This window comes from Streptomyces sp. NPDC027663 (assembly GCF_055566415.1).
In genome coordinates, this window is sequence record NZ_JBVHSK010000011.1 from 222,295 (window position 1) to 248,075 (window position 25,781).

General features: G+C 71.7%; 19 protein-coding genes and 1 pseudogene. 14 read left to right on the forward strand and 6 right to left on the reverse strand.

Translation table 11 applies throughout. The annotated features are described in order from the left end of the window. The first annotated feature begins 122 nt into the window (after nucleotides 1–122). The 3 genes from ACZ4SF_RS27040 to ACZ4SF_RS27050 all read left to right on the forward strand — a co-directional run bounded on the left by ACZ4SF_RS27040 (nucleotide 123) and on the right by ACZ4SF_RS27050 (nucleotide 2,304). Nucleotides 123–722, forward strand: a complete 600-nt coding sequence (locus ACZ4SF_RS27040) for a class I SAM-dependent methyltransferase (RefSeq protein ID WP_468388970.1) — start codon at nucleotides 123–125, stop codon at nucleotides 720–722. A gap of 293 nt (nucleotides 723–1,015) precedes the next feature. Continuing rightward, a complete protein-coding gene (locus ACZ4SF_RS27045) occupies nucleotides 1,016–1,309 on the forward strand; it encodes a hypothetical protein (protein ID WP_468388972.1) in 294 nt (97 codons plus the stop codon). 143 nt (nucleotides 1,310–1,452) lie between these two features. Then, nucleotides 1,453–2,304, forward strand: a complete 852-nt coding sequence (locus tag ACZ4SF_RS27050; protein ID WP_468388974.1) for a hypothetical protein — start codon at nucleotides 1,453–1,455, stop codon at nucleotides 2,302–2,304. Between the two features lie 121 nt (nucleotides 2,305–2,425). On the opposite strand, the gene ACZ4SF_RS27055 is transcribed toward ACZ4SF_RS27050, so the two are convergent. After that, on the reverse strand, nucleotides 2,426–2,608 hold the full coding sequence (locus ACZ4SF_RS27055; protein ID WP_468388976.1) for a hypothetical protein: 183 nt from the start codon (nucleotides 2,606–2,608) through the stop codon (nucleotides 2,426–2,428). Nucleotides 2,609–3,081: 473 nt separating this feature from the next. Between ACZ4SF_RS27055 and ACZ4SF_RS27060 the strand changes: the two genes are divergently transcribed. The 3 genes from ACZ4SF_RS27060 (at nucleotide 3,082) to ACZ4SF_RS27070 (ending at nucleotide 8,763) form a co-directional block, all read left to right on the forward strand. Continuing rightward, nucleotides 3,082–6,003: a DEAD/DEAH box helicase gene (locus tag ACZ4SF_RS27060; RefSeq protein ID WP_468388978.1), complete on the forward strand. Its 2,922-nt coding sequence runs from the start codon at nucleotides 3,082–3,084 to the stop codon at nucleotides 6,001–6,003. After that, nucleotides 6,000–7,292 carry an SWF or SNF family helicase gene (locus tag ACZ4SF_RS27065; RefSeq protein ID WP_468388980.1) on the forward strand — a complete coding sequence of 431 codons (1,293 nt, stop codon included), beginning with the start codon at nucleotides 6,000–6,002 and terminating at the stop codon, nucleotides 7,290–7,292. The genes ACZ4SF_RS27060 and ACZ4SF_RS27065 overlap by 4 nt, the downstream gene beginning before the upstream one ends. Before the next feature lie 130 nt (nucleotides 7,293–7,422). Then, nucleotides 7,423–8,763, forward strand: coding sequence for an esterase-like activity of phytase family protein (locus tag ACZ4SF_RS27070; RefSeq protein ID WP_468388982.1), 1,341 nt, complete (start codon nucleotides 7,423–7,425; stop codon nucleotides 8,761–8,763). 78 nt (nucleotides 8,764–8,841) lie between these two features. Here the strand turns inward: ACZ4SF_RS27070 and xylA are convergent, their stop codons facing one another. Next, complete coding sequence (gene xylA, locus ACZ4SF_RS27075) at nucleotides 8,842–10,008, reverse strand: xylose isomerase (protein ID WP_468388984.1); 1,167 nt, start codon at nucleotides 10,006–10,008, stop codon at nucleotides 8,842–8,844. 156 nt (nucleotides 10,009–10,164) lie between these two features. On the opposite strand from xylA, the gene xylB reads away from it, so the two are divergent. The 7 genes and pseudogenes from xylB to ACZ4SF_RS27110 form a co-directional block, all read left to right on the forward strand. Then, complete coding sequence (xylB, locus tag ACZ4SF_RS27080; RefSeq protein ID WP_468388986.1) at nucleotides 10,165–11,625, forward strand: xylulokinase; 1,461 nt, start codon at nucleotides 10,165–10,167, stop codon at nucleotides 11,623–11,625. 28 nt (nucleotides 11,626–11,653) lie between these two features. Further along, the gene (locus ACZ4SF_RS27085) at nucleotides 11,654–12,862 is read left to right on the forward strand and encodes an ROK family protein (RefSeq protein ID WP_468388988.1); all 1,209 of its coding nucleotides are present in this window, start codon (nucleotides 11,654–11,656) and stop codon (nucleotides 12,860–12,862) included. Nucleotides 12,863–13,335: 473 nt separating this feature from the next. Further along, the gene (locus ACZ4SF_RS27090) at nucleotides 13,336–14,349 is read left to right on the forward strand and encodes an acetamidase/formamidase family protein (RefSeq protein WP_468388990.1); all 1,014 of its coding nucleotides are present in this window, start codon (nucleotides 13,336–13,338) and stop codon (nucleotides 14,347–14,349) included. A gap of 51 nt (nucleotides 14,350–14,400) precedes the next feature. Then, the gene (locus ACZ4SF_RS27095) at nucleotides 14,401–15,006 is read left to right on the forward strand and encodes an N-acetylmuramoyl-L-alanine amidase (RefSeq protein ID WP_468388992.1); all 606 of its coding nucleotides are present in this window, start codon (nucleotides 14,401–14,403) and stop codon (nucleotides 15,004–15,006) included. A 228-nt stretch (nucleotides 15,007–15,234) separates the two neighbouring features. Beyond that, nucleotides 15,235–16,518 (forward strand): winged helix-turn-helix domain-containing protein, encoded by a 1,284-nt coding sequence (locus ACZ4SF_RS27100; RefSeq protein WP_468388994.1) that lies wholly within the window; start codon nucleotides 15,235–15,237, stop codon nucleotides 16,516–16,518. 77 nt (nucleotides 16,519–16,595) lie between these two features. After that, nucleotides 16,596–18,119 carry an acetaldehyde dehydrogenase ExaC gene (gene exaC, locus ACZ4SF_RS27105; protein ID WP_468388996.1) on the forward strand — a complete coding sequence of 508 codons (1,524 nt, stop codon included), beginning with the start codon at nucleotides 16,596–16,598 and terminating at the stop codon, nucleotides 18,117–18,119. A 113-nt stretch (nucleotides 18,120–18,232) separates the two neighbouring features. Next, nucleotides 18,233–18,364 (forward strand): annotated as a pseudogene (locus ACZ4SF_RS27110) (aldehyde dehydrogenase family protein); the annotation flags it as partial. 159 nt (nucleotides 18,365–18,523) lie between these two features. Here ACZ4SF_RS27110 and xdhC read toward each other — a convergent pair. The 3 genes from xdhC to ACZ4SF_RS27125 are packed head-to-tail and all read right to left on the reverse strand — an operon-like array spanning nucleotide 18,524 to nucleotide 23,326. Then, entirely contained in the window at nucleotides 18,524–19,333 is an 810-nt protein-coding gene (xdhC, locus tag ACZ4SF_RS27115; RefSeq protein ID WP_468388997.1) for a xanthine dehydrogenase accessory protein XdhC, read from the reverse strand. A 1-nt stretch (nucleotide 19,334) separates the two neighbouring features. Further along, nucleotides 19,335–21,782 (reverse strand): xanthine dehydrogenase molybdopterin binding subunit, encoded by a 2,448-nt coding sequence (gene xdhB, locus ACZ4SF_RS27120; RefSeq protein WP_468388999.1) that lies wholly within the window; start codon nucleotides 21,780–21,782, stop codon nucleotides 19,335–19,337. Further along, nucleotides 21,779–23,326, reverse strand: a complete 1,548-nt coding sequence (locus ACZ4SF_RS27125) for a xanthine dehydrogenase small subunit (protein WP_468389001.1) — start codon at nucleotides 23,324–23,326, stop codon at nucleotides 21,779–21,781. The genes xdhB and ACZ4SF_RS27125 overlap by 4 nt, the downstream gene beginning before the upstream one ends. Before the next feature lie 729 nt (nucleotides 23,327–24,055). Here ACZ4SF_RS27125 and ACZ4SF_RS27130 point away from each other — a divergent pair. Continuing rightward, complete coding sequence (locus ACZ4SF_RS27130; protein ID WP_468389002.1) at nucleotides 24,056–25,129, forward strand: fatty acid desaturase family protein; 1,074 nt, start codon at nucleotides 24,056–24,058, stop codon at nucleotides 25,127–25,129. 113 nt (nucleotides 25,130–25,242) lie between these two features. On the opposite strand, the gene msrA is transcribed toward ACZ4SF_RS27130, so the two are convergent. Then, nucleotides 25,243–25,773, reverse strand: a complete 531-nt coding sequence (msrA, locus tag ACZ4SF_RS27135) for a peptide-methionine (S)-S-oxide reductase MsrA (protein ID WP_468389004.1) — start codon at nucleotides 25,771–25,773, stop codon at nucleotides 25,243–25,245. Nucleotides 25,774–25,781 lie beyond the last annotated feature (8 nt).

The window sequence follows — 25,781 nt, forward strand, 5'->3', positions numbered from 1 at the left end:
CACGAAGGGGGCGCATTTCGAAAGGTGTTGGAATATGACACAGAGATGCGCCGGAACGATCGCGTCCCGCTCGAACATGCGCACAGCCATATCCCTCGTGACGGTGAGGAATCATGCGGAACATGAGCGACGACCACACACATGTCCAGGAGTTCTTCACCGCGCGGGCGGCCGCCTGGGACACCCGCTTTCCCGACGACGGCCCCGCCTACGCGGCCGCCGTGTCGGGCCTCGGACTGCGGGAGGGCGACCGGGTACTGGATGCGGGCTGCGGCACGGGCCGCGCCCTGCCGCCCCTGCGGGCCGCCGTGGGCTCCTCCGGGGTGGTGCTGGGTGCCGATCTGACCCCGGCGATGCTCGAGGCCGCCGTACAGGCGGGCAGGGACCGTGCCGGGCGGCTGCTGCTCGCGGACGTCGCAGCGCTGCCGCTCGGTTCGGGTTCCCTGGACGCCGTGTTCGCCGCCGGCCTGATCGCCCATCTGCCTCGCCCGGCAGACAACTTGCGGGAGTTGGGCCGTGTGGTACGGCCTGGCGGCACGCTCGCTCTCTTCCACCCCATCGGCCGCGCCGCGCTGGCGGCACGGCAAGGCCGCCGGATCACCCCGGACGACCTTCGGGCCCAGCCCAACCTCGCTCCGCTCCTGGCCCGTTCGGGATGGCGTATGACGTCGTACGTCGACGAGGACGCCCGTTTTCTCGCGCTCGCCGTCCGCGACCGCTGACGACGGGGCGGGTCGGCCCGCATCCGGCGACGATCTCGTGCCCGCTCGGCACGGCGCAGGTGCGGTACCGGGCCGGTTCGAAGGCATGTGTGCAGGCCCAGGGGAACTCGGACGTCCCACCGGTGCGGCGGATCTACGGCGCGTCGGCCACCGGGCCCAGCCGACGGATCCACCCGAGCCGCTCGAAATGCTTGACCGCGCCGTCCCCCTTCTGCCGCCGGAACTTCAACTCTACGTTGAACCAAAGCAGATGCGTGATCGACGCTGAATCCGTACAGGAGAGGATGGTCCACGTGTTCGACAAGATCCGCAGGTACTCCGGCAGGCTCCGCACCACCACACGCGCACAGCCGGGTAGCGGCGAGCGGCGAGCGCACAACTTGTTCGAAGCGGCGGCGGTCTATGTGGTGGCCCGTGCGGAAGACGACCAGGACGGGGTCGAGGAGGCGGCGGCCTGGGTGTCGCCGGAAGCACTGTCGTTCGGGGTGAGCGAGCTGGCCTGCCGGGCGGTCGTCGCATTGGCCCGGGAACGGGAGGAATCGCCCGACGCGGTCGCCCGTGATCTTCTCGGGCTGCCCGCGGCCTGAGCGGAACACCACTCTCCGGATGTGGCCGTTTCGCCCCTGTCCAGGTGGAAACCTGCAGCTCCGCGTGGTGTCCGGAGTCGTGACAAGCGGCTTGCGATCGCACTAGGGTGCGCGCCGAAGGACGAACCATTGGGGAGGCAGGGATGAGCGGGACGGACGATGAGGCCGTCGCCGCCGCGGACGACGCGCTGTACGTGCTGACGGCGGTGCTGCTGACGCCTGCGCAGTTTCCGAGCGTGCTGGGCGACGATTACCCCGAGGCATGTGCGGCGCTGGGCCTCGCACCTCGCGCCGACGGGTACGGCCTGGTGCTGGGCCAGGACGGGGACGGTGCCCGCTGGACGGTCGTCATCGACGACGTCTCGCTGGTCGCCGTGGCGATCGCGTCCTGGGACTGCGGCATGGAGTACGACCTGTCGCCGGACGAGCGCGCGGTGGTGACCGCCCTGCCGGGATGGCCGCTGGCCGTCGCCGTCGCGGCACCCGGGGTGCCCGCCCCGCACGACCCGTCTCCCGAGACGGCGGACGGGCCTGCACTGTGCCCGCCGGACACCAGCTCGTGGGGGCCCGCCCAGCGCCGTCTGGGTGCCGACGAGATCGCGTTGCAGTGGGCGGCCTGGCGTGAGCAGATCGATGACGCCGCGTTCTCCGCACCTGGTGAGCCCGCGGCGGCGGCGACGTCCGCGCCGGAGGGCGAGAGGGGCGGCCACGGCGCGACGACGGGCGGCCATGCCGGGATCCGCCGGGTCCTTGCGGAGGCCCGTGCCTACGTGGACTCCCCGCCGCCGCTCGGCCGGGTGCGCTCGTCCTTCGCCCCGGGCGAGGCCCGTACGCTGCGCGCCGACGGCCCCGGCTGGTCGATCGTGGCCCGCACCGACGACATCGCGTTCGTCCTGCTCGACGAGGAGCCCGGCGAGGTCCTGCCGGTGGGCCGCGGGCCCGAACTGCCGGGTCTGCTGGAGGCGCTCGACAAGATGGCCGTCCGCCCCCTGTGAGCCGGGCCGACCGGACGGCACCTCGTGCACGGCGGCCGGGAGCCGCGCCCCACAGGGCGGCGCGGCCCCAGCCGCCCGGGCAGGCGCCCCGGTCGTGGCTGTCCGACGGTGCGCCGGTGTCTCAGCGGCCTATCTCCTTGCGGGCCACCCGGCGCAGCCTGCGTCGCTGCGAGGGGTCCAGGGCCAGGTACGCGGCCACCGGAACGCCCACCACGATCAGGAACGCCACCCACCAGGGCAGCCAGATCAGCAGGATCAGCCCGACCGCCACGCCCCCTGCGGCGATCTTCGCGTTCATGGACATGAGCGTCGCCTCCTTCGCGGCCACTGCCGCTCTCTGATCTGAGAACGGCCCCCCGCGCCCCACGGTTCCAGGCCTCGCCCCTGAGACACCCCTGAGCCACACCCCTAGTGGCTCCAGCCGCTCCCAGGGCAGAGGGCAGTACAGGGCGGACCACAGCCTCCTGTGTCTGCCTCGGCAGCCGAGGGCGGTGTGGCCCTCGCCGAAGGCGCGCTGGTTCTCGTACCCGGTCGACCACCGCACGGCCTTCTCGTCCTCCCGCGGTCCTCTCTCTCCCGCGCCCGTGTCCGAGGTGTCCGCTGCGACCGTCGCATGTCGTGGGCAGGCACTACCCGCGCACGACTGCCGTCGGCGGGCATCACCCATGCACAACTGCCGTCGTCGGGCATCACCCGTGCACGACGCATGGTGGCCGTTCGTCCTGTACCCTCGGCGACCACAGTCGAGTAGTCAAATTTGAGGAGTTCGGCGGAACTGTGCAGACGATCTCCACGGCATCACCCCCCGAGCTGTCCGAACTGGCCCGCTGCAGCGCGGTGTTCCTGCCGTCCGACCCCGCGCGCGCGGGCAGGATCGCGTTCTGGCGGCCGGACGGCGAGGCTCCACCCGGCATCCCGGAGAGTTCCCTGACACCTCTGGAGCTTGCGCTGCCCTCGGCGGACGGCGGCGTCGCATGCGTCCCCGTGCCCGCCCTCGTGCTGCCCGTGGGCAGCGCCCTGCGGGTCCTGGCACGCGTGCGTGCCCTGCCGCAGGAGCACCGTGCTGTCGCCTTCTGGCGCACTGCCTACGAACTGGCCCTGGGCTTCCTGGCGCGCGGACTGCTGTTGCCCGGCCTGTCCCCGGGGGAACACGATGCCTGGCGTGTCGGGCCGCTGTCCGCGCGCGATGCGGACCTGGTCCGCGAACTCGCCGCCGCCATGCCTCCGGAGGCACATGCCGTGCCGCTCGCAGCCGGCGGTCCACCGCGGTTGCATGACCCGGAGTGGCTGCTGCGCGTCTTCCTGGACGCCGTCGCCGACGTCCTCCCGCGCTCACCAGCCGCTCCCACGGTCACCGGCGGCCCGGCGTTCGCAGGGCCCGAGCCGCAGCATCTGCCCGCATTGCGGGCGTGGGCCGACGACATCACCGCCGGCCATGACGCGGGCGTGCGGCTGTCGCTGCGCGTGGAGGCGTCCGGACTCGATGCCGCCACCGAGTACGACGTTCCGGTCCGGTTCCGTGCGGTCCTGCTGGTGCACGGTCACAGCGGATCGACGGACGTCATGGATGCCGCCGCTCTGTGGACCGGTGCGGCGGACGGGCGCGAGGCGCTCGGGGAGCATGTGCCTGCGGGCTCGCCGGCGGCACCGCGCGCCGCAGGCGGCTGGGCGCCACGCGCGCGTGCCGACGCGCTGCTGGTGCTGCGCCGAGCCGCCCGCGCCTGGCCGCCGCTGACGCCGTTGCTCTCCGCGGCCGTTCCCGACGCCGTGGACCTCGCCGACGACGAGATCGCCGAGCTGCTGGGCGAGGGTGCGCGGGCACTGGCCGCGATCGGAGTCGACGTGCACTGGCCGAGGGAGCTGACGCGCGGCCTCACCCCGCACGTGACTCTCGGCCCCCCGGACGACGGCACCACACCGCGCGGAGAAACGATGACTGCGTCGCCGTTCCTGTCGGCGGACGCGAGGGTTCCGTTCAGCTGGCGGTTCGACCTGGGCGGACGTGAGCTGTCCCGGGAGGAGCTGGACCGGCTCGCGGAGGCCAAGCGTCCCCTGGTGCGGCTGCGGGACGGATGGGTGCTGGTCGATCCGCGGGAGGCGGAGCGGGCCCGGGCCCGGCAGAACCGTTCGCTCGCGCCCGTCGAGGCGCTGGCGGCGGCTCTCACGGGCTCGGCGGAGGTCGACGGGCGGCAGGTCGACGTGCGGCCCACCGGATGGCTGGAGGCGCTGCGCGAGCGGCTCACGGCCCCGGAGACGGCCCGCCCCGTCGGGCAACCGCCCGGCCTGGCCGCGACCATGCGGGACTATCAGCTGCGCGGTCTCGACTGGCTGGCCCGTACGACGGCCCTGGGTCTGGGCTGCTGCCTGGCCGACGACATGGGCCTCGGCAAGACGATCACACTGATCGCGCTGCATCTGCACCGGCAGACGGACCGCGCGGCGGCCGGCCCCTCACTCGTCGTCTGCCCGGCCTCGCTGCTGGGCAACTGGCAGCGCGAGATCGAACGGTTCGCGCCGGGTGTGCCGGTGCGCAGGTTCCACGGCCCCGGACGCGACCTGGGTTCCCTGGCGTCCGGGGAGTTCGTGCTGACGACGTACGGCACGATGCGCCTGGACGCCGTACGGCTCGCCGGGGTGTCCTGGGGCATGGTCGTGGCCGATGAGGCGCAGCACGTGAAGAACCCCTACGCAGCGACCGCACGGGCGCTGCGGACCGTAGGGGCACGCGCGCGTGTGGCGCTCACCGGCACTCCGGTGGAGAACAACCTCACGGAACTGTGGGCGATCCTGGACTGGACGACGCCCGGCCTGCTCGGCCGCCTCGGCACCTTCCGCGCGCGGTACGCACAGCCCGTCGAAGGCAGCCGGGACCCCGCCGCCGCGCGACGGCTCGCCGGACTCGTCGGGCCGTTCCTGCTGCGACGCCGCAAGTCCGACCCCGGCATCGCCCCCGAGCTTCCGCCGAAGACGGAGACAGATCACCCGGTGGCGCTCACCCCGGAACAGGCGGGGCTGTACGAGGCGTTGGTGCGTGAGACCCTGGACCGGATCGCCACAGCCGGCGACATGACCCGCCGTGGGCTGATCGTGCAGCTGCTGACCGGCCTGAAGCAGATCTGCAATCACCCGGCGCAGTTCCTGAAGGAAGCCGATCCGCGGCTTGCGGGGCGCTCGGGGAAGCTGGAGCTGCTGGACGAACTGCTCGGCACGATCCTCACGGAGGGTTCGGGCGTGCTCGTCTTCACCCAGTACGTGCGCATGGCCCGTCTGCTCGAACGGCATCTGGAAGCCCGTGGGGTGCCCTCGCTGCTGCTGCACGGCGGCACCCCGGTCACCGCGCGCGAGGCTCTCGTGCGACGTTTCCAGGCGGGCGAGGTGCCGGTGTTCCTGCTGTCGCTCAAGGCCGCCGGAACGGGCCTGAACCTCACCCGGGCCGAGCACGTCGTGCACTACGACCGCTGGTGGAACCCGGCCGTGGAAGCGCAGGCCACCGACCGCGCGTACCGCATCGGGCAGACCCGGCCGGTGCAGGTGCACCGGCTGATCGCCGAGGGAACCCTGGAGGACCGCATCGCAGACATGCTGGGGCGCAAGCGGGAACTGGCCGACGCGGTGCTCGGCGCAGGAGAGGCGGCCCTGACGAAGCTGACGGACGCGGAACTGACCGCTCTGGTGGAACTGCGCGGGGAGGCGCGATGAGCCGCTACGACGACGCGAACGGCCGTGACACAGCTCGTACGTTCGCCGCGCTGCCGCCCTCGCAGGGGCGGGCATTCGCGCGGACCTGGTGGGGGCGGGCCTGGCTGCAGGCCCTGGAGGACGCGGCCCTGGACTCGGCGGCGGTAAAGGCGGGGCGCAGGCTCGCGCGCGCGGGCGGTGTGGGCGCGGTGACGGTGCGGCCCGGCCGGGTCACCGCCGTCGTGCGGGATCGCGGGGGTGCGGCCCACCGGGCCGACGTACTGGTGCCGGAGCTGTCCGGCGAGGAGTGGGGGCGGTTCCAGGACCTGGCAGTGGAGCAGGCCGGTCACATGGCCGCGCTGCTCGACCGGGAGCTTCCGCCGCATCTGATCGAGGACGCGGCGGTGGCGGGGATCGAACTCCTGCCCGGCCTCGTCGACGTGGATCCCGAGTGCGACTGCGGCGCCTGGGACCACTGCGGACACACAGCCGCGCTGTGTGTCCAGGTGGCACGGCTGCTGGACGAGGATCCGTTTCTGCTCCTGCTGCTGCGCGGGCGGGAGAAGGACGCCTTCCTGGCGGAGCTGCACATCCGCAGCACAGCGCACCGGGCGGAGCCGTCCGGGGAGGCGGCCACGGTGGCGGGAGTGGACGCGGCCGAGGCGTGGGCGGCTGCCGGCATCCTGCCGCCGCTGCCCGGGTTGCCCGGCCTCCCCGAAGCAGCCGGCACACCGCCCGCCCTCGCCGCCGCGTCGGCAGCGGCGCCCGGAATCGACACCGCGGCGCTGGAACACCTGGCCGGCCGTACCGCCGTGGAGGCCTGGCGGTTGCTGGCAGCGGCCCTGTCCGGCGACACCGGGCCCGGCGCCGAGGTGACGGCCGCTCAGGACGCCGTCCGGCTGGCCTGCGGGCCGGCCCCGGCCGCCGTGACCGAGCGGCTCGCCACGGAATCGGGGCGCGGCCGGGACGGCCTGGCCGCCGCTGTCCGGGCCTGGCGGGCCGGGGGTGCGGAGGCGCTGGCCGTGCTGGACGAGGAGTGGCAGGTGGAGGGTCGGGCGCTCGCACGCGCGCGTGCGGCCCTGGATGCGGCCTGGGAGGCCGACGAGCGGCCGGCGTTCGACCGGAGTGGCAACCGCTGGACGGTCCGGGACGAAAGGATTCAGCTGCGGCTCGGGCGGGACGGCCGCTGGTGGCCGTATCACGACGAGGAGGGCTGCTGGGTGCCGGCAGGCGGGGCGGACACCGATCCCTCGACGGCACTGGCCTCGGCCCGGCTCGGCCCGGAGGAGGGCGCTCCGCAAAGACTCTGACACTTCGTCATCACGGGGTCCGCACGATCCGATGAGCGGTGGACGCCGGCCGTTCACCGCGCGGTCGTACCGCGTTCCTCCTGGGGCCCAAATCTGGCCGCTGTCAACGACCTTGTTCCCAGGAGGCCCCATGTCCCCGCATGCCGCCGGCCGGCGCCGCGTCCACCGTTCCATGGCCATGGGCCTTCCTCTGGCCCTTGCCGCCGCCCTCGTGGCCACGGAGACGGCCACGGCGGCGCCGTCCGGGGACGCCCGTGTCCTGCGCACGGCGACCCTCGGCGAGATCCCGCTCGGCACGTTCAGCAATGCGCTGCTGCCCGGCAGCGTGGCCGACGACCACGGGGTGAAGCTCGGCGGCATCGGCAGCGACATCTACCCGGCGGGCCGCAAGGACGAGTACTGGACGGTGACCGACCGCGGCCCCAACGGCCAGATCAAGGTGGACGGCAAGAAGCGCCGCACCTTCCCGGTGCCCGGCTTCGACCCCGCGATCGTGAAGATCCGGGTCGCCGGGGACAAGGCCGAGGTCATCGACGCGATACCGCTGACCACCTCCTCCGGGAAGGCCGTCACCGGGCTGCCAGACCAGAAGGAGCGGGACGAGGCGCCGTACACCTACGACGCCAGGACGCCGCTGTCGTACGACCCGAACGGTCTGGACACCGAGGGCATCGTGCGGGCCGGGGACGGGACATTCTGGCTCGTGGACGAGTACGGCCCCTCGCTCGTGCACGTCTCCGCGCGCGGGAAGGTACTCGCCCGGTACGTGCCCGAGGGGCTGGGCCTGACCGGCGCGGACTACCCGGTGGTGGAGGCGCTGCCGTCGGTCTTCCTGCACCGCAAGATCAACCGGGGCTTCGAGGGGCTGGCCCAGCTTCCGGGCGGAGACCTGGTGCTGGCCCTGCAGAGTCCGCTCTCGCTGCCGGACGGGGACGCCGGGAACGCCTCCCGCATCACCCGCCTGCTGCGTTTCTCGCCCCGCAAGAAGGCCGTCACCGCCGAGTACGCCTACCGCTTCGACCCGGTGGACGTGGTCGACCCGGGCGAGGACGACACCTCCGAGCTGAAGATCTCGTCCGTGGTGGCGGTGGGCCGTGAGCGGCTGCTCGTCGAGGAGCGCACGGACCGGACGGCCCGGCTGCAGCTGGTCGAGCTGCGGCACCGGTCCGACATCCTCGGTGACCGGTGGGACCACGACACGACGTCTCCCTCACTGGAGCAGCTGGACGATCCGGCGACCGCAGGCGTGCCGGTGCTGTCCAAGCGGCTCGTGGTCGACCTGGGCAAGGTCGCCGGCCTGCCCGGGAAGATCGAGGGCGTCGCGCGCGTGGATCACGACACGCTCGCGCTGATCAACGACAACGACTTCGGGATGACCGACGGAGCCGGCGCGTTCGACGCCCGGGGCCGCCTGGTCGACAGCGGTGTCAAGACGACCGTGACGTACCTCCGGCTGCCCCGCCGGCGGTGACGTCGCGTCCGACGCGGGGGCACAACGGGGCGCACGACAGGGCCGGGGTGAGCTGCCGCTCACCCCGGCCCTGTCCGTTCAGCCCCGCGCTCCCAGCAGGTGGTCCATCGCCAGCTGGTCGAGCCGCTCGAACGCCATGCCGCGGGCGGCGAGCCTTTCCGGATCGAAGTCCTCGAAGGCCGCGCGGTCGGCGAGCAAGGCCTGCAGGCCGTCGGCCGCGGTCGGCAGGGCCAGCTGGTCCAGCCGCGACGCGCGCAGCGCCTCCCGCACCTCCGGGTCGGCCCGGAAGGCGGCCGAGCGCTCCTTGAGGATGAGGTAGTTGCGCATGCAGCCCGCCGCCGACTCCCACACGCCGTCGAGGTCCTCGGTCCGCGGCGGCTTGAAGTCGAAGTGGCGGGGGCCGGCGTAGCCGGCGCTCTCCAGCAGGTCGACGAGCCAGAAGGCGGCGCGCAGGTCACCTGCGCCGAACCGCAGGTCCTGGTCGTACTTGATGCCGGACTGGCCGTTGAGGTCGATGTGGAAGAGCTTGCCCGCCCACAGGGCCTGCGCGATGCCGTGCGGGAAGTTCAGGCCGGCCATCTGCTCGTGCCCGACCTCCGGGTTGACGCCGTACAACGCGGGCCGCTCCAGGCGCTCGATGAAGGCCAGCGCGTGGCCGACGGTGGGCAGCAGGATGTCGCCGCGCGGCTCGTTGGGCTTGGGCTCGATGGCGAAGCGGATGTCGTAGCCCTGGGCGGTGACGTACTCGCCGAGGAGGTCGAAGGCCTCCTTCATGCGGTCCAGGGCGGCCCGTACGTCCTTGGCAGCGCCGGACTCGGCGCCCTCACGGCCACCCCAGGCGACGTACGTCCTCGCGCCCAGTTCGGCCGCCAGGTCGATGTTGCGGATCGTCTTGCGCAGTGCGTACCGGCGCACGTCGCGGTCGTTGGCGGTGAACGCGCCGTCCTTGAAGACGGGGTGGGTGAAGAGGTTCGTGGTGGCCATCGGGACCGTCATGCCGGTCGCCTCCAGGGCCTGCCGGAAGCGCTTGACGTGCGCTTCGCGCTCGGTGTCCGAGGAGCCGAAGGGGATCAGGTCGTCGTCGTGGAAGGTCACTCCGTAGGCGCCGAGCCCGGCCAGGCGCTCCACCGTCTCGACCGGGTCGAGGGCGCGGCGGGTGGCGTCGCCGAACGGGTCACGCCCCTGCCATCCGACGGTCCACAGGCCGAACGTGAACCTGTCCTCGGGGGTGGGCTGATAGCTCATGCCGCGGCTCCTTGCTGCGTACGACTATTTCGTCATGGCCGTTTACAAATTAGTATGCGGGCACATCTCCGGGAAGAGACAAGATGTCTTTGACCGCAAGGTGTCCTCGACAAGTCCACCGCACATCCCGCAGAGCCGCGGAAGAGGGAGAGCCCGATGTCAGCAGCCGAGGGTCCGCTCGTCGTCGGCGTGGACACGTCCACCCAGTCCACGAAGGCCCTGGTCGTCGACGCCTCCACCGGGGAGGTCGTGGCGAGCGGCCAGGCACCGCACACCGTGACGTCCGGTGCGGGCCGGGAGAGTGATCCCCGTCAGTGGTGGGACGCGCTGTGCGCGGCGTTGCACCAGTGCGGTGACGCGGCACGCGAGGCGGCCGCCGTGTCGGTCGGCGGCCAGCAGCACGGACTGGTCACGCTGGACGAGCACGGCGAGCCGGTGCGGCCGGCTCTGCTGTGGAACGACGTCCGCTCGGCGCCGCAGTCCCGCCGCCTGGTGGAGGAGCTGGGCGGACCGAAAGCGTGGGCGGAGCGCACCGGCAGCGTCCCCGGGGCGTCGTTCACGGTCACCAAGTGGGCGTGGCTGGCCGAGCACGAGCCGGAGGCGGTCCGCGCGACCCGCGCGGTACGGCTCCCCCACGACTACCTCACCGAGCGCCTGACCGGGCAGGGCACGACCGACCGCGGCGACGCCTCCGGCACCGGCTGGTGGGCGTCCGGGACGGAGGCGTACGACGAGGAGATCCTCGCGCACATCGGGCTCGACCCGGCGCTGCTGCCCAGGGTGGTGCGCCACGGCGAGGTGGCAGGCACCGTGCGCGACAACCATGATCTGCCGTTCTCCAGGGGCACCCTGGTGGCGTCCGGCACCGGCGACAACGCGGCGGCGGCACTCGGCCTCGGCCTGCGGCCCGGCACCCCGGTGCTGAGTCTCGGCACCTCCGGCACGGTGTACGCCGTCTCCAGGCGCCGCCCGGCCGATCCGACCGGCACGGTGGCGGGGTTCGCCGACGCGCGCGAGGACTGGCTGCCGCTCGCCTGCACTCTGAACTGCACCCTCGCGGTGGACCGGGTGGCGGCCCTGCTGGGCCTGGACCGGGAGGCCGTGCAGCCGGGCGGCTCGGTCACGGTGCTGCCGTACCTGGACGGCGAGCGCACCCCGAACCTGCCGCACGCCTCCGGCCTGCTGCACGGGCTGCGCCACGACACGACCGCGGGGCAGCTGCTGCAGGCCGCCTACGACGGCGCGGTGCACGCGCTGCTCGGCGCCCTCGACCTGGTTCTCGACGCGGACGCCGACCGCAGCACGCCCCTGCTGCTGATCGGCGGCGGGGCCCGGGGAACAGCCTGGCAGCAGACGGTGCGCCGGCTGTCGGGGCGGCCCGTGCAGGTACCGGAGGCCGGGGAGCTGGTCGCCCTGGGCGCGGCGGCACAGGCGGCCGGGCTGCTCACCGGGGAGGACCCCGCGGCGGTGGCCCGGCGCTGGAACACGGCCGCGGGCCCGGTTCTGGAGGCCGTGGAGCAGGACGGGGCGACGCTGGACCGGATCACCGCGGTACTCTCCGAAGCGGCCCCGCTACTCCAGCGGGACACCGGAGCCCGGCCGCGCGGATCGAGCTGAGCGGCGGACCACAAGGATTGACGGAGGCATGACCACTTCGCTGCACGAGGCATGCCGGCCGGGCGCCGGGCGGGCACTCCCGGACACCCAGCAGGGCATGCGCCGGCGCAACCTCGCCCGGGTGATGCACGCCGTGAGCGCCGAGGGCTCGCTGTCCCGGGCGGCGGTCGCCTCGCGGATCGGTCTGACACGGGCGGCGGTGTCCACCCTCGTGGACGAGCTGATCCGGAGGGGGCTGCTGGAGGAACTGGGCCCGGAACGGCCGGGCCGGGTGGGCCGGCCCGGGTCGGCGCTCGCGGTCAGCGCCCGGGGGCCGGCCGGTATCGGAGCCGAGATCGGCGTCGATCACCTCGCGGTGTGCGCGGTCGACCTGCGTGGCGAGGTCCGCGCGCGGGCGGTGCGGCACGGCACCAACCGTGGCCGGGCTCCTCAGCTGGTGATCGAGGAGCTGACGGCCCTGATCCGCCGGGTCGTCGCGGAGGCCGACCAGGCGGAGCTGTGGCCCGCCGGGCTCGCGGTCGCCGTGCCCGGACTGGTGGCGAGGGACGGCCGCACGGTCGTACGGGCCCCGAACCTCGACTGGAACGACCTCGACCTCGGTGCCCTGCTGCCCGGCGGATGGCCGGTGACCGTGGACAACGAGGCCAATTTCGGTGCGCTGGCCGAGCTGTGGCTGGCCGCCGGCACCCCGGGTGACTTCCTGCACGTGTCCGCCGAGATCGGCATCGGCGCTGCGGTCGTCGTGGACGGCCGGCTGCTGCGCGGCAACCGGGGATTCGCCGGTGAGCTGGGCCACGTCCCCGTGCGGCCGGACGGTCCCCCCTGTCCGTGCGGCGGCCGGGGATGCCTGGAGCAGTACGCGGGCGAGGAAGCGGTGCTGCGCGCGGCCGGACTTCAGCCGCGCGAGGACCTGGCGGGTCTGCTCGCGGAGCGCGCCGAGAGCGGCGACGAGGAGGTACGGGCCGCTCTGCGGGACGCCGGTGCGGCACTCGGGATCGCCCTGACCGGGGCGGTGAACCTGCTGGATCCCGAGACGGTGGTGCTCGGCGGGGCCCTCGCCGGACTCTCGCCCTGGCTGCTGCCGTCGCTGGAGACGGAACTGACGGGCCGGACGGCGGGGCCTGCCTGCCCGCTGACGGTGTCCCGGCTGGGTCCGCAAGGCCCGCTGCTGGGAGCGGCGCACTCGGTGGTCCGGGCGGTGCTGGACGATCCGGCGATGGTGGCGGAACGTTCCTGACGCGGCTCGGCGTGTGCCGGGAGTGTGGCTCGTCGAGACCGGGGGCCGTGCCGGCCACCACCCGTGGGAGGCGCTCCATGGTGAGTGCGCGCCGCGTGCTGCGGTGCCGGCCAGAAGTTGACGCATCGACGGGCCTGCCGCTGTGACGTGCATGCGAGCCGCGCGCCCAGTGCTGCGAGGGCAGCCGGCTTCGGGCACGACCGGATTCGGACCCGTGAGCGGCCGGCCTGGGCACCGTACGAACAGGCCTCCCCCGATCGGGTGAGCCAGGTGTCCACACGGCGCGGGTTGTCCACGGAACCGTGGCAGGCCTTCTGCCCAACCGGGTTGCGCCGTACCGTGATTCACGTGAGGCGCAGCCGACGGGTCGTCATGTTCCGTCGGTGCTCGCGGCTGGTACTGATACGGCGTCATCCCGAGCGGACAGCCCCACTTCCGATCCACTCCGCCCTCCAGAAGGGAGCCATGCCGCGATGACCGACCCCCGGATCCTCACCGTGCGCCCGGAGCCGGACCAGTACGCCTGGACGTTCGGCGGAGCGGCGCCCCTGGCACGGATCGCGCCCGGCACGGTGCTCGACCTGTACACGGAGGACTGCTTCGCCGGCCGGGTCCGCTCCGAGAAGGACCTCGTGTCCGAGGTGTGCGAGTTCCCTTTCCTCAATCCGCAGACCGGCCCCTTCCACATCGAGGGCGCGGAACCCGGCGACACCGTGGCCGTGCACTTCGTGTCGGTCGAACCGGCCCGTGACTGGGCGGCATCGACGACCGTCCCCCTGTTCGGCGCACTCACCTCCACGCACAGCACGGCCACGCTGCAGCCTCCGCTCCCGGAGCGCGTCTGGATCTGGCAGCTCGACCGGACTCGGCGCACCGCTCTCTTCCGGGCGCAGGACAGCGACTTCCGGATGGAGCTGCCACTGGACCCGATGCACGGCACGGTGGGCGTCGCCCCCGCCAACCTGGAGGTGCGCTCCGCCCTGGTCCCGGACGCCCACGGCGGGAACATGGACACGCCCGAGATGCGGGCCGGCGTCACCTGCTATCTGGGCGTCAACGTCGAGGGAGCCCTGCTCAGTCTCGGCGACGGGCATGCCCGGCAGGGTGAAGGCGAGACCTGTGGTGTGGCCGTGGAGTGCGCGATGAACACCGTGGTGGTCGTGGACCTCCTCAAGGACGTCGCCACACCGTGGCCCCGGCTGGAATCGGACACGCACATCATCTCGACCGGCTCGGCTCGCCCGCTGGAGGACGCGTTCCGCATATCCCAGCTCGACCTGGTGCAGTGGCTGGTGCGCGACTACGGGTTCAGTGAGCTGGACGCGTACCAGTTCGCCACCCAGGCGGTCGAATCACCGTTGGCCAACGTGTGCGACACGAACTACACGTGCGTGGCCAAGCTCCGCAAGGAGTGGCTGCCCGCACGGGAGACGTACCGCGGCGTGCACGCACGGCTCCGGGAGACCGCGTCGGCCCTGCACCGCTGACCTCTCCGCCGTACCTCCGACTCCGAAGGGCCTCGCGAAAGGCATTCCGCCATGGACATGGAACGAGCCGAGCCGCGGCTCAGCCGACGACGGCTGCTGAAGGGCGCGGCGCTCGCCGCCGTCCCCTACGCACTGCTCCCCGACGCGCGTGCCGGTGCGCAGACCTGGGCCGTCGACTATCCGCCCGCCGAGTGGCAGCCGGCGAGCACGTCCAACTACACGTCGTCCGACCGCCCCGGCGACTACACGATCGACCGCGTGATCATCCACGTCACGCAGGAGACGTACTCCGACACGCTGGCGATCTTCCGCAATCCTCAGAGGAAGGTCTCCGCGCACTATGTGGTCCGCTCGACGGACGGCCACGTCGCCCAGTGTGTGCACGAGACCGACATCGCCTGGCACGCCGGCAATTGGGGGTACAACACGCGCAGCATCGGCATCGAGCACGAGGGCTGGGTGGATCGGCCCGCCTACTTCACCAACGCCTTGTACGAGGAGTCGGCGAAGCTCACGGCAGCGATTTGCGCCAAGTACCGCATTCCCCGGGACAGGGAGCACATCATCGGTCACTACCAGGTGCCCGGCACCGATCACGACGACCCGGGGCCGGGCTGGGACTGGGTGCGCTACATCAGACTGGTCAACTTCGCCTGACCGAGCCGCAACCCCCGTCGCACCGGTTGTCCGCGCGAACACCCGGGGTGACGATGGTCCCGGCCGCGTGTCACCGCACGGTGACCACGGACGGCGTGTCACCCCACGAGGGTGCCGGCCGCCGTGTCGCCACCGTGCCTGTCGCGTCGCCGCACGCAGTCCGCGGTACGTCGCAGCGCCTCCGTACCGCATCGCAGCACCACCGTTCCACCGCCTGGGGAGGCCGAGTTGACCGATCCGTGGGTGGCCCTGGAGCCGGGGGCCGACCCCGCCGAGCGCGTCCGCCTGCTGCGCCGGGCGCACGAGACGTTCACCACCGTGGGCACGGTGCCGCGCCCGGTGCGGTCGGTGGTGGCGGAGTCATGGCGGCGCAGTGCACGGGCCGGTGTCGGACCGGAAGGCGCCGCCAGCGTGGAGCTGAGCGACGGCGACCTCGATGCCTGCCGCGCGGAGCATCCGCTGGCCCGGGTGATGCCCCTGTTCCGGGAGCTGATGGGCACCTTCGCCGCCGACGGCGAGCACCTGCTGGCGGTGTGCGACGCGCACGGCAGACTGCTGTGGGTGGAGGGGCATCCGGCGACCCGGCGCCGGGCGGACCGGATGAACTTCGTGCCGGGGGCACGCTGGTCGGAGAGTGCGGTCGGCACCAATGCGCCGGGCACCGCGGTGGCCGTGGGCCGGCCGGTGCAGGTGTTCGCCGCGGAGCACTTCATACGCCGGGTGCAGCCGTGGACGTGCGCCGCCGCCCCGGTGCACGATCCGCGTACCGGACACGTGCTGGGCGCCGTGGACATCACCGGCGGGGACGGGCTGGCCCATCCGCACAGTCTGGGCTTCGTGCAGGCGGTGGCGCGGGCCGCCGAGTCACAGCTCGCGCTGCTCGCTCCGCCGAGTCCGGAGGAAGCTCCGCTGCTGCGCGCGCTGGGCCGGGACGAGGCCGAACTCTGCCTGAACGGGCGGCGGATCAGACTCAGCCGCCGGCACAGCGAGATTCTCGTGCTGCTGTCCCGGCATCCCGAGGGTCTCAGCGGGGACGAGCTGTTGTGCGCGCTGTACGCGGACGAGTCGGTGACTCCGGTGACGCTGCGGGCCGAACTGGCGCGGCTGCGCAGAGTATTGGGACCCGGCGTGCTGGCGTCGCGGCCGTACCGGCTGACGGCGGCGGTCGAGTCGGACGCCACCGTGGTCGAGCGGAGACTGGCGGCAGGTGCGCTCACCGCGGCGGCAAAGGGGTACGCCGGCCCGCTGCTCCCCGGATCGCAGGCGCCGGCGGTCGTCCGGCTGCGGGAGCGGCTCGCCGGCGGACTGCGCACGGCGCTGATCGCGCATCACGACCCGGACCTGCTGTCGGACTGGGCGCACGCGTCGTGGGGCGAGGACGACATCGGGGTGTGGCGGGCACTCGCCGCGGTGCGTCCCACGGGTCCGTTCCGTGCCCGGCTCGCCGCGCTGGAGACCGAGCTGGCGGCCCCGGCCGGCCGGGCAGCGGGCCGGAGCAGCGGTGCAACGTGACTGCAACGTCCGCTTGCCTAGCCTCGCGCCGGGAGCTGCCCGACGGCGGGCAGCGCTGCACCGGGAGACAGACCAGGATGACTCGTTACGCAGCACCGGGCACCGAAGGCGCGATCGTTTCCTACCAGGCGCGCTACGACCACTTCATCGGGGGCGCGTACGTGCCGCCGGTGCGCGGGCGGTACTTCGAGAACCCGTCGCCGGTCAACGGGCAGCCGTTCACCGAGATCGCGCGCGGTACCGCGGAGGACGTCGAGCGGGCGCTGGACGCGGCGCACGAGGCGGCTCCCGGATGGGGCCGTACGTCGGTGACGGAGCGCTCCGACATCCTGCTGAAGATCGCCGACCGCATGGAGGCGCACCTGGAGCCGCTGGCGGTGGCCGAGAGCTGGGAGAACGGCAAGCCGGTGCGGGAGACGCTGGCCGCCGACATCCCGCTCGCGATCGACCACTTCCGCTACTTCGCGGGGGCGATCCGGGCGCAGGAGGGGTCGCTGGGCGAGGTCGACGACGACACGGTGGCGTACCACTTCCACGAGCCTCTCGGGGTCGTGGCGCAGATCATTCCGTGGAACTTCCCGATCCTGATGGCGGCGTGGAAACTGGCGCCGGCGCTGGCCGCGGGGAACGCGGTCGTCCTCAAGCCGGCCGAGCAGACTCCGGCGTCCATCCACTACTGGCTGAGCCTGGTCGCGGATCTCCTGCCGCCAGGCGTGTTGAACATCGTCAACGGTTTCGGGGTGGAGGCGGGCAAGCCGCTGGCGTCGAGCCCGCGGGTGGCGAAGGTGGCGTTCACCGGGGAGACGACGACCGGGCGGCTGATCATGCAGTACGCCTCCGAGAACATCAAGCCGGTCACCCTCGAACTCGGCGGGAAGTCCCCGAACATCTTCTTCGACGACGTGTGGGCGCACGACGACGACTTCCGTGACAAGGCGCTCGAGGGCTTCACGATGTTCGCCCTGAACCAGGGCGAGGTGTGCACGTGCCCGTCGCGGGCGCTGATCCAGCGCGGTCGGTACGCGGAGTTCCTGGAGGCGGCGGTCGAACGCACCCGGCAGATCAAGCCCGGCCACCCGCTCGACACCGAGACGATGATCGGCGCCCAGGCCTCCAACGACCAGCTGGAGAAGATCCTCTCCTACCTGGACATCGGCCGGCAGGAAGGGGCGAGGGTCCTCACGGGCGGGGAACGCGTCGAGCACGACGGCGAGTTGAAGGGCGGCTACTACGTCCAGCCGACGATCTTCGAGGGCGACAACCGTATGCGGATCTTCCAGGAGGAGATCTTCGGCCCGGTCGTGTCGGTGGCCGCCTTCGACGACTTCGACGACGCCATCAAGATCGCCAACGACACGCTGTACGGCCTGGGCGCGGGCGTGTGGACCCGGGACATCAACACCGCCTACCGCGCCGGCCGCGCCATCCAGGCGGGCCGTGTCTGGACGAACTGCTACCACGCCTACCCCGCGCACGCTGCTTTCGGGGGAACAAAGCAGTCCGGCATCGGTCGTGAGACGCACAAGATGATGCTGGACCACTACCAGTGGACCAAGAACCTTCTTGTCAGCTACTCGCCGAGGAAGCTCGGCTTCTTCTGAGCACCCCCCACGGCCGCCGACACAAAGGCCACGCTGTACGCGACATAGTACGCAAGCCAGTACGGGGCGTATCCATGCGCGCCTGTGCCGCGTACGGAGTCTGATAGAAGTTCGCACACGCGGCCTTCGGCGGCTACAAGCAGTCCGGGATCGGCCGCGAGACACACAAGATGATGCTGGAGCACTACCAGCAGACGAAGAATCTCCTCGTCTCGTACTCGCCGAAGCGGCTGGGCTTTTTCTAGGGTGCTGGAAGTGGCCGGGCCGGGCTTGCGTTCTGCCGGTTCGTACGTGCCCCGGCGGGGCCGGTGCCGCTTGCGGTGACGGGCTCGGTCGCACCGGAAGGGGCCCCGCACACGTTCGTTCGCACGACCGCGGGGCCCCCTTTCGATCCGCTCGCCGAGTCAGTTCTTCTCCGATTCGAAGGTGCGCAGCAAGTCGGCGGCGACGCTCACGGCGATGGTCGCGGGTTCCTTGCCGGTGATGTCACCCAGCCCGATCGGGGTCTTGATCCGGTCGATGGTGGCCTCGTCGTGGCCGCCCTCGGTGGAGAGGCGTTTGCGGAACCGCGCCCACTTGGCCGCCGACCCGATCAGCCCGATGGAGCCGAGATGGGTCGTGCGCAAGGCCGCGTCGCACAGAGCGGCGTCCTCGGCGTGATCATGGGTCATGATCAGGATGTGGGTGCCGCGCGGCAGTTCCTCCAGCACCTCCTCGGGCAGCAGCGGCGTGTGATGCACATGCACCTGCGCCACCGCGTCCGCCAGTACGTCGAGCCGGTCCTCGGTGAGGATGTCGGAGCGGGAGTCGATCAGGTGGAGATCGAGGTCCTGACGTGCCAGGATGCGCGCCAGTTCCAGCCCGACGTGCCCGACGCCGAAGATCGCCACCGCCCGTACCACCGGCAGCGGTTCGAGCAGCACCGAGACCGTGCCGCCGCAGCACTGCACTCCGTGCTGGTTGGTCACCTTGTCGTTCAGGGCGAAATCGATCAGCTCCGGCTCCGGCTTGGACGCGGCGATCATCTCGCGGGCCCGGTCGATCGCGACGGCCTCGACGTTGCCGCCACCGATCGAGCCCCACGTCCCGCTCTCCGCCACGACGAGTTTCGCACCGGCCTCGCGCGGGGCGTGACCGCGCACGGTCGCGACGGTCACCAGCACACCGGACTCCCGGCGTGCCCGCAACCGTGCGACCGCGGCGATCCACGTCATGTCAGGCACCGTGCAGCGCTTTTGCATCGGTCCGGGTCGTGCCGTCGGTGGCGCGCCCGTTGCCGGAGTGGCCGTTGGCGGCGAACACGTTGACGAGGTGAGCGTTGTGGGAGGCATCGCCCTGGCGAGCCGCCTGGATCGCCCAGTACACCGCCTCCGGCGTCGCGGGCGAGGCCAGATCGACGCTGACCCCGTTCGGCCCGAACGCGGCGGCGGCCTGCCGCAGCGCCTCTCGCACCGAGAACGCCAGCATCAGCGGAGGCTCACCCACCGCCTTGGACCCGTAGACCGCGCCTTCCTCGGTGGCGTTCTCCAGCAGCGTGACGTTGAATTCCTCGGGCATCTCCGAGAAGCTCGGCAGCTTGTAGGTGCTCGCGGCCTGGGTCAGCAGCCGGCCGCGGTTGGGCCCGTCACTGGTGTCCCAGCGCAGGTCCTCGAGCGTCAGCCAGCCCGCGCCCTGGACGAAACCGCCCTCGACCTGACCGATGTCGATCATCGGGGAGAGGCTGTCGCCGACATCGTGCACGATGTCCACCCGCCGGATGCGGTACGCGCCGGTGAAGCCGTCGACCTCCACTTCGGTCGCGGCGGCGCCGTGCGCGAAGTACTTGAACGGTGAGCCCCGGAAACTCTTCGCGTCCCAGTGCAGACCCTCGGTCCGGTAGAAACCGGCCGCCGACAGCTGGACCCGCTGGAAGTACGCGGTGTGCACCAGGTCGTCCCAGGCCAGCTCCTTGTCGCTGCCGAGGGCACGCGCAACGCCCTCGACGATGCGCACGTCCGAGGCGTTCGCACCGAGCTGGGAGGCGGCCACCTGCAGCAGCCGTTCGCGCAACTGTTCGCAGGCGTTCTTCACCGCTCCACCGTTGAGGTCCGCCCCGGAACTGGCGGCGGTGGCGGAGGTGTTGGGCACCTTGTCGGTGCGCGTCGGGGCGAGCCGGACCTTGTGCAGCGGGATGCCCAGCGTGGTCGCGGCCACCTGCAGCATCTTGGTGTGCAGGCCCTGGCCCATCTCGGTGCCGCCGTGGTTGATCAGGACCGAGCCGTCCTTGTAGATCAGCACCAGCGCGCCGCCCTGGTTGAAGGCGGTGAGGTTGAACGAGATGCCGAACTTGATGCCGGTGATCGCGAGGGCCCGCTTGGTGTTCGGGTGCGCGGCGTTGAAGGCGGCGATCTCGCGCTTGCGGTCGGCGATGCCGGCGTCGTCCTGGACCTGCTGCCAGACGGTGGAGATCCGTTCGGGCTGCGTGACCGGCTGTCCGTACGGCGTCGTCTGGCCCTGGCCCGGCTGGTAGAAGTTGCGTTCCCGCAGCTCCATGGGGTCCAGGCCGAGCAGCGGCGCGCAGCGGCCCAGGATGTCCTCGATCACCAGCATGCCCTGTGGTCCGCCAAAGCCGCGGAAGGCGGTGTTGGAGACCGTGTTGGTCTTGGCGATGCGACCGGCGACGCGCGCGTTGGGAATCCAGTAGGTGTTGTCGATGTGGCACAGCGCACGGGCCAGCACCGGCTCGGAGAGGTCCAGGCTCCAGCCGCCGTCCGCGATCAGGGTGGCGTCCAGAGCCTGGATGCGGCCGTCCGCGTCGAAGCCGATCTTCCACGTGGCGTGGAAGCCATGCCGCTTGCCGGACATGGTCAGGTCCTGAGTCCGGTTGAGCCGGAACCGGACCGGCCGGCCGGTCAGCTTGGCGCCGAGCGCGGCGACGGCCGCGAAGCCGTGCGGCTGCATCTCCTTGCCGCCGAAGCCGCCGCCCATCCGCAGGCACTGCACGGTCACCTCGTGGCTGGGCACGCCGAGCACGTGGGAGACGATCTCCTGGGTCTCCGACGGGTGCTGGGTGCTGCTCTGGATGAACACCTGCCCGTTCTCGTCGACCTGGGCCAGCGCCGCGTGCGTCTCGAGATAGAAGTGCTCCTGACCGGAGAACTGGAACTCGCCGGTGAACACGTGGGCGGAGTCGGCGAAGCCCGCGTCGATGTCGCCGGCCACCATCAGGGGCTGGGCGCCGTGATAGCTGCCCGCCGCGATCGCGTCCTGCAGCGTGACCAGGGAGGGCTGTTCGTCGAGTTCCACCTCCACGGCCGCCGCACCGAGCCGGGCCGCCTCCAGGGTCTCGCCCAGCACCCACGCGACCGCATGGCCGTGGAACATGACCTCGTCGGGGAAGAGCGGCTCGTCGTGCTTCATTCCGGCGTCGTTGACGCCGGGCACGTCGGCGCCGGTCAGCACGCGGACCACACCGGGCACGGCGAGCGCGGGCTCGGTGCGCAGCGCGGTGATCCGGCCGTGTGCCTTCATGACCTGGACCGGGTAGGCGTGCAGCACGTCCTTGGTCCGGTGGATCAGGTCGTCGGTGTAGAGCGCGGTGCCGGTGACGTGGAGGTTGGCGCTCTCGTGCGGCATCGATACACCGACGACAGGCTTTTCGGGGCGCTCGGACAGATGGCTCATGACGACACCGCCTCGGTGGTCTGTGCGTACAGCTTCAGCAGGCTCTGGCCGAGCATCGCCGCGCGGTAGTCGGCGCTGGCGCGGTGATCGCTCATCGGCGTGCCCTGGGCCTGCAGCACCTGGGCCGCGGCCTCGACCGTCTCCGTCACCCACGGCTTGCCCTCCAGGGCCGCCTCGGTGGCGAGGGCGCGGATCGGGGTGGCGGCCACGCCGCCCAGGCCGATGCGGGCCTTGCGGACGATCCCGTCCTCGATGTCGAGCGCGAAGGCGACCGCGACGCTGGAGATGTCGTCGAAGCGCCGCTTGGCGATCTTGTGGAAGGCCACGACCGGCGACAGCGGCAGCGGGATGCGCACCGCACGGATCAGCTCGCCCGGACGGCGCACGCTCTGCCGGTAGCCTGTGAAGTAGTCCGCCAGCGGGATCTCGCGCTCACCGTCGGCGTCGGCGAGCACCAGCGATGCCTCCAGCGCGAGCAGCACGGGCGGGCTGTCACCGATCGGGGAGCCCGTACCCAGGTTGCCACCGAAGGTCGCGCTGTTACGGATGAGCCGGGACGCGAACTGCGGGAACAGCTGCGCCAGCAGCGGCACACGGCCGTCGAGGCGGCGTTCGATCTCGGTGAGGGTGAGCGCCGCCCCGATCTCGATGGAGTCGGATCCGACGCGCAGGTCCCGCAGTTCGGACAGCCGGTCGATGGCGACCACGCAGTCCGCCCGGCGGGAACGGATGTTCACCTCGACGCCCCAGTCGGTGGAGCCGGCGACCACCACCGCGTCGGGCCGCTCACGCAGCAACTGCAGTGTCTCGGCGAGGGTGTTCTTCCGCAGGAACGCGCTGTCGTCCTGCATGTATTCGGTGGCGACCGGCGCGGGCGGGGACTGTTCGCGCCGCTGCGCCAGCGGGTCCTCGTCGGTGGGGGCGCCGACGGCGAACGCGGCATCGCGAATCGGGCGATAGCCGGTGCAGCGGCACAGGTTCCCGCTCAGCGCGTGCAGATCGAAGCCGTTCGGGCCGTGCTCGGCGTCGGTGCTGCCGTGCTCGGCGGCGATGCTGCCGCGCTCGCCGTCGGTGCTGCCGTGCTCGCCGTCGATGTTGCCGTGCTCGGCGCCGGTACCGCCCGCCGCGTCCGCATGCGCACAGCGGTTCGGCCGGTAGTACTCGGCGGCCATGCTGCAGATGAACCCCGGTGTGCAGTAACCGCATTGGGAGCCGCCGCGGACCGCCATCTCCTCCTGCACCGGGTGCAGGGTGGGCGGCGTGCCGGGTGCACCGGCGGTGGCGAGACCCTCGGACGTGACGATCTCCTGACCGTCCAGCGCCGCGACCGGGACCAGGCAGGCGTTGACCGCCACCCAGTCGGTGGGCTTGTTCACTCCGGGCCGGGCCACCAGGACCGAACAGGCGCCGCATTCACCCTCGGCGCAGCCCTCCTTGGTGCCGGTGAGGCCGCGCTCGCGCAGGAAGTCCAGCGCTGTCGTGTGGGGCGCAGCCGGTGAAATCGGTGCTTCTTTCCCGTTGACCGTGATGCGCGCCGCTACCATGACGGGCCTTCGTTCCGGAAAGTGATCGATCGAGTCATCATGTTCGCCAATTCCAGGCAGCTTTCTGTGTTCAGACGCGCCACGTGAGAGAAACGGGCGCAAAACGGCATGCCTCAGCGAGGTGCCGGAAGGGTGTGACGGGAATCCCGAAATGTGCCACGAACGGGCACATCAGAACGGCGTGCTCAGCAGCCGTGCGCGATCCGACCCGGAACCCAGACCGTGCGCTGGGCGAGGCGACCAAGATCAGAGCAGGTGTACATCCGCTGGTCGCCTCCTTTCCATAGTGATGGGCCGACGAATACCGCAAGCTAGTGGCTGGGGTCACCGAGGTCAAGAGGTCGACCTCTGTCTCTTGGCAACCGATGGGATCCGAGCCCGGTCGCCACCGCGTTCACGCACAAGCGAAACGCCTCTGACCTGGGAAACCATCGCCTCTCCGCCGAGGGCTCATCCGACCGGTCAGGCGGAGGCCGGGGCGGCCACGACCGGCCGCAGGACTGCGGCAGCGTGGAAGCGACCACCGCACCCCGGCATCCCGCTGCCGTTGGCGGCACCCGGGCATCCCGCTGCCGTTGCCGGCGCCCCGGCATCCCGCTGCCGTGGCGGGCGGCCCGGCCGGCGGTGTGTCCGGGGGTTACCCCCCGGCAACGGGTGGGGCGGGCCGCGTGCGCATACGGTGGCTGGCAGGCTTCATCGGGCCGGGGGGCCGTCACCAGAATTCGGGGCATGACGATCTCCCCCGACGCCTCCCCTGCAACCCGCCGTTCCGCCGTCGACACGGGTATGTCGAACCACGGTGCCGGCAGCGACTTCGCCCGGCTGTCCCAGCGGATCGCCGCGGCCGGTCTGCTCGAGCGGCGCCCCGGCTACTACACGGTGCGGCTCGGTCTCGTGATCGGGTCGTTCGTCGCCGGCTGGGGAGCGTTCCTCGCCCTCGGCGACACCTGGTGGCAACTGGCCGTGGCCGCGGTGCTGGCCATGGTGTTCGGACAGGTCGCTCTGGTGGCGCACGACCTGGCCCACCGGCAGGTCTTCCGGCGGCGCCGGCACAGCGAGATCTGGGGACGGCTGTTCGGCAATCTCGGCATCGGCATGAGCTACGGGTGGTGGATGAACAAGCACACCCGCCACCACGCCCACCCCAACCATGAGGAACTCGACCCCGACGTCGCCCCGGACATCCTGGTGTGGTCCACCGACCAGGCCCGCGCCAGCCGGGGCCTGGCCCGCCTCCTCGGTGGTCACCAGGCGCAGCTCTTCTTCCCGTTGCTGACCCTGGAGGGCTTCAACCTGCACGTCGCCAGTCTCCGGGCGCTGCGCTCACCGTTCATGAAGAACCGGCTGACGGAGGGCGCTCTGCTCCTGCTGCACATGGCAGCGGTGCTCTCCGCCGTGTTCCTGGTGCTCTCTCCGGGCAAGGCGGTGGCGTTCCTCGCCGTGAACCAGTGCCTGTTCGGGGTCTACCTGGGCTGCACCTTCGCTCCCAACCACAAGGGCATGCCGACGATCACCGGCGAGCAGCAGCTCGACTTCCTGCGGCGCCAGGTCCTGACCTCGCGGAACGTGCGCGGTGGCTGGTTCACCGACGTGATGCTGGGCGGGCTCAACTACCAGATCGAGCACCACCTGTTCCCGAGCATGCCCACGGTCCATCTGCGTCGGGCCCGGGTGATCGTGCGGCAGTACTGCGCCGAGACCGGGGTGCCGTACCACGAGACCGGACTGATCCAGTCCTACCGCGAGGCCCTGACGCACATGCACCGCGTGGGTGAGCCGATCAGGCAGCAGCGCCGGGCGTGAACGACCGCCGGAACGCACCCCGGCGGCCCGAGCGTACGGCATGGGGGCGGAGAAAGGCAGGCCGGAGCCCCGCCGACGTGTCGGGGCGGGGCTCGTTCAGGCCTTGAGCGCGGTCAGGCGCTCGGGTTCGCCGGGGACGAGGCGCGGCGCGGCAGCTTCCAGTTCGGGCGCGGGAAGTGGCAGGTATAGCCGTTCGGATAGCGTTCCAGGTAGTCCTGGTGCTCGGGCTCGGCCTCCCAGAAGTCGCCCACGGGCTCGACCTCGGTGACCACGTTGCCCGGCCACAGACCGCTCGCCTCGACGTCCGCGATGGTGTCCAGGGCGACGCGGTGCTGTTCCTCGTCGGCGTAGAAGATGGCGGACCGGTAGCTGCGTCCGATGTCGTTGCCCTGGCGGTCCTTCGTCGTCGGATCGTGGATCTGGAAGAAGAACTCCAGGATGTCGCGGTAGCTCGTGGCCGAGGGATCGAAGAGGATCTCGATGGCCTCGGCGTGGTCGCCGTGGTTGCGGTATGTGGCGTTCGGCGTGTCACCACCGCTGTACCCGACACGGGTGGCCACCACGCCGGGCTGCTTGCGGACCAGGTCCTGCATTCCCCAGAAACAACCGCCCGCCAGTACGGCTCGCTCGGTTTCCGATGCCATCGGTTGCT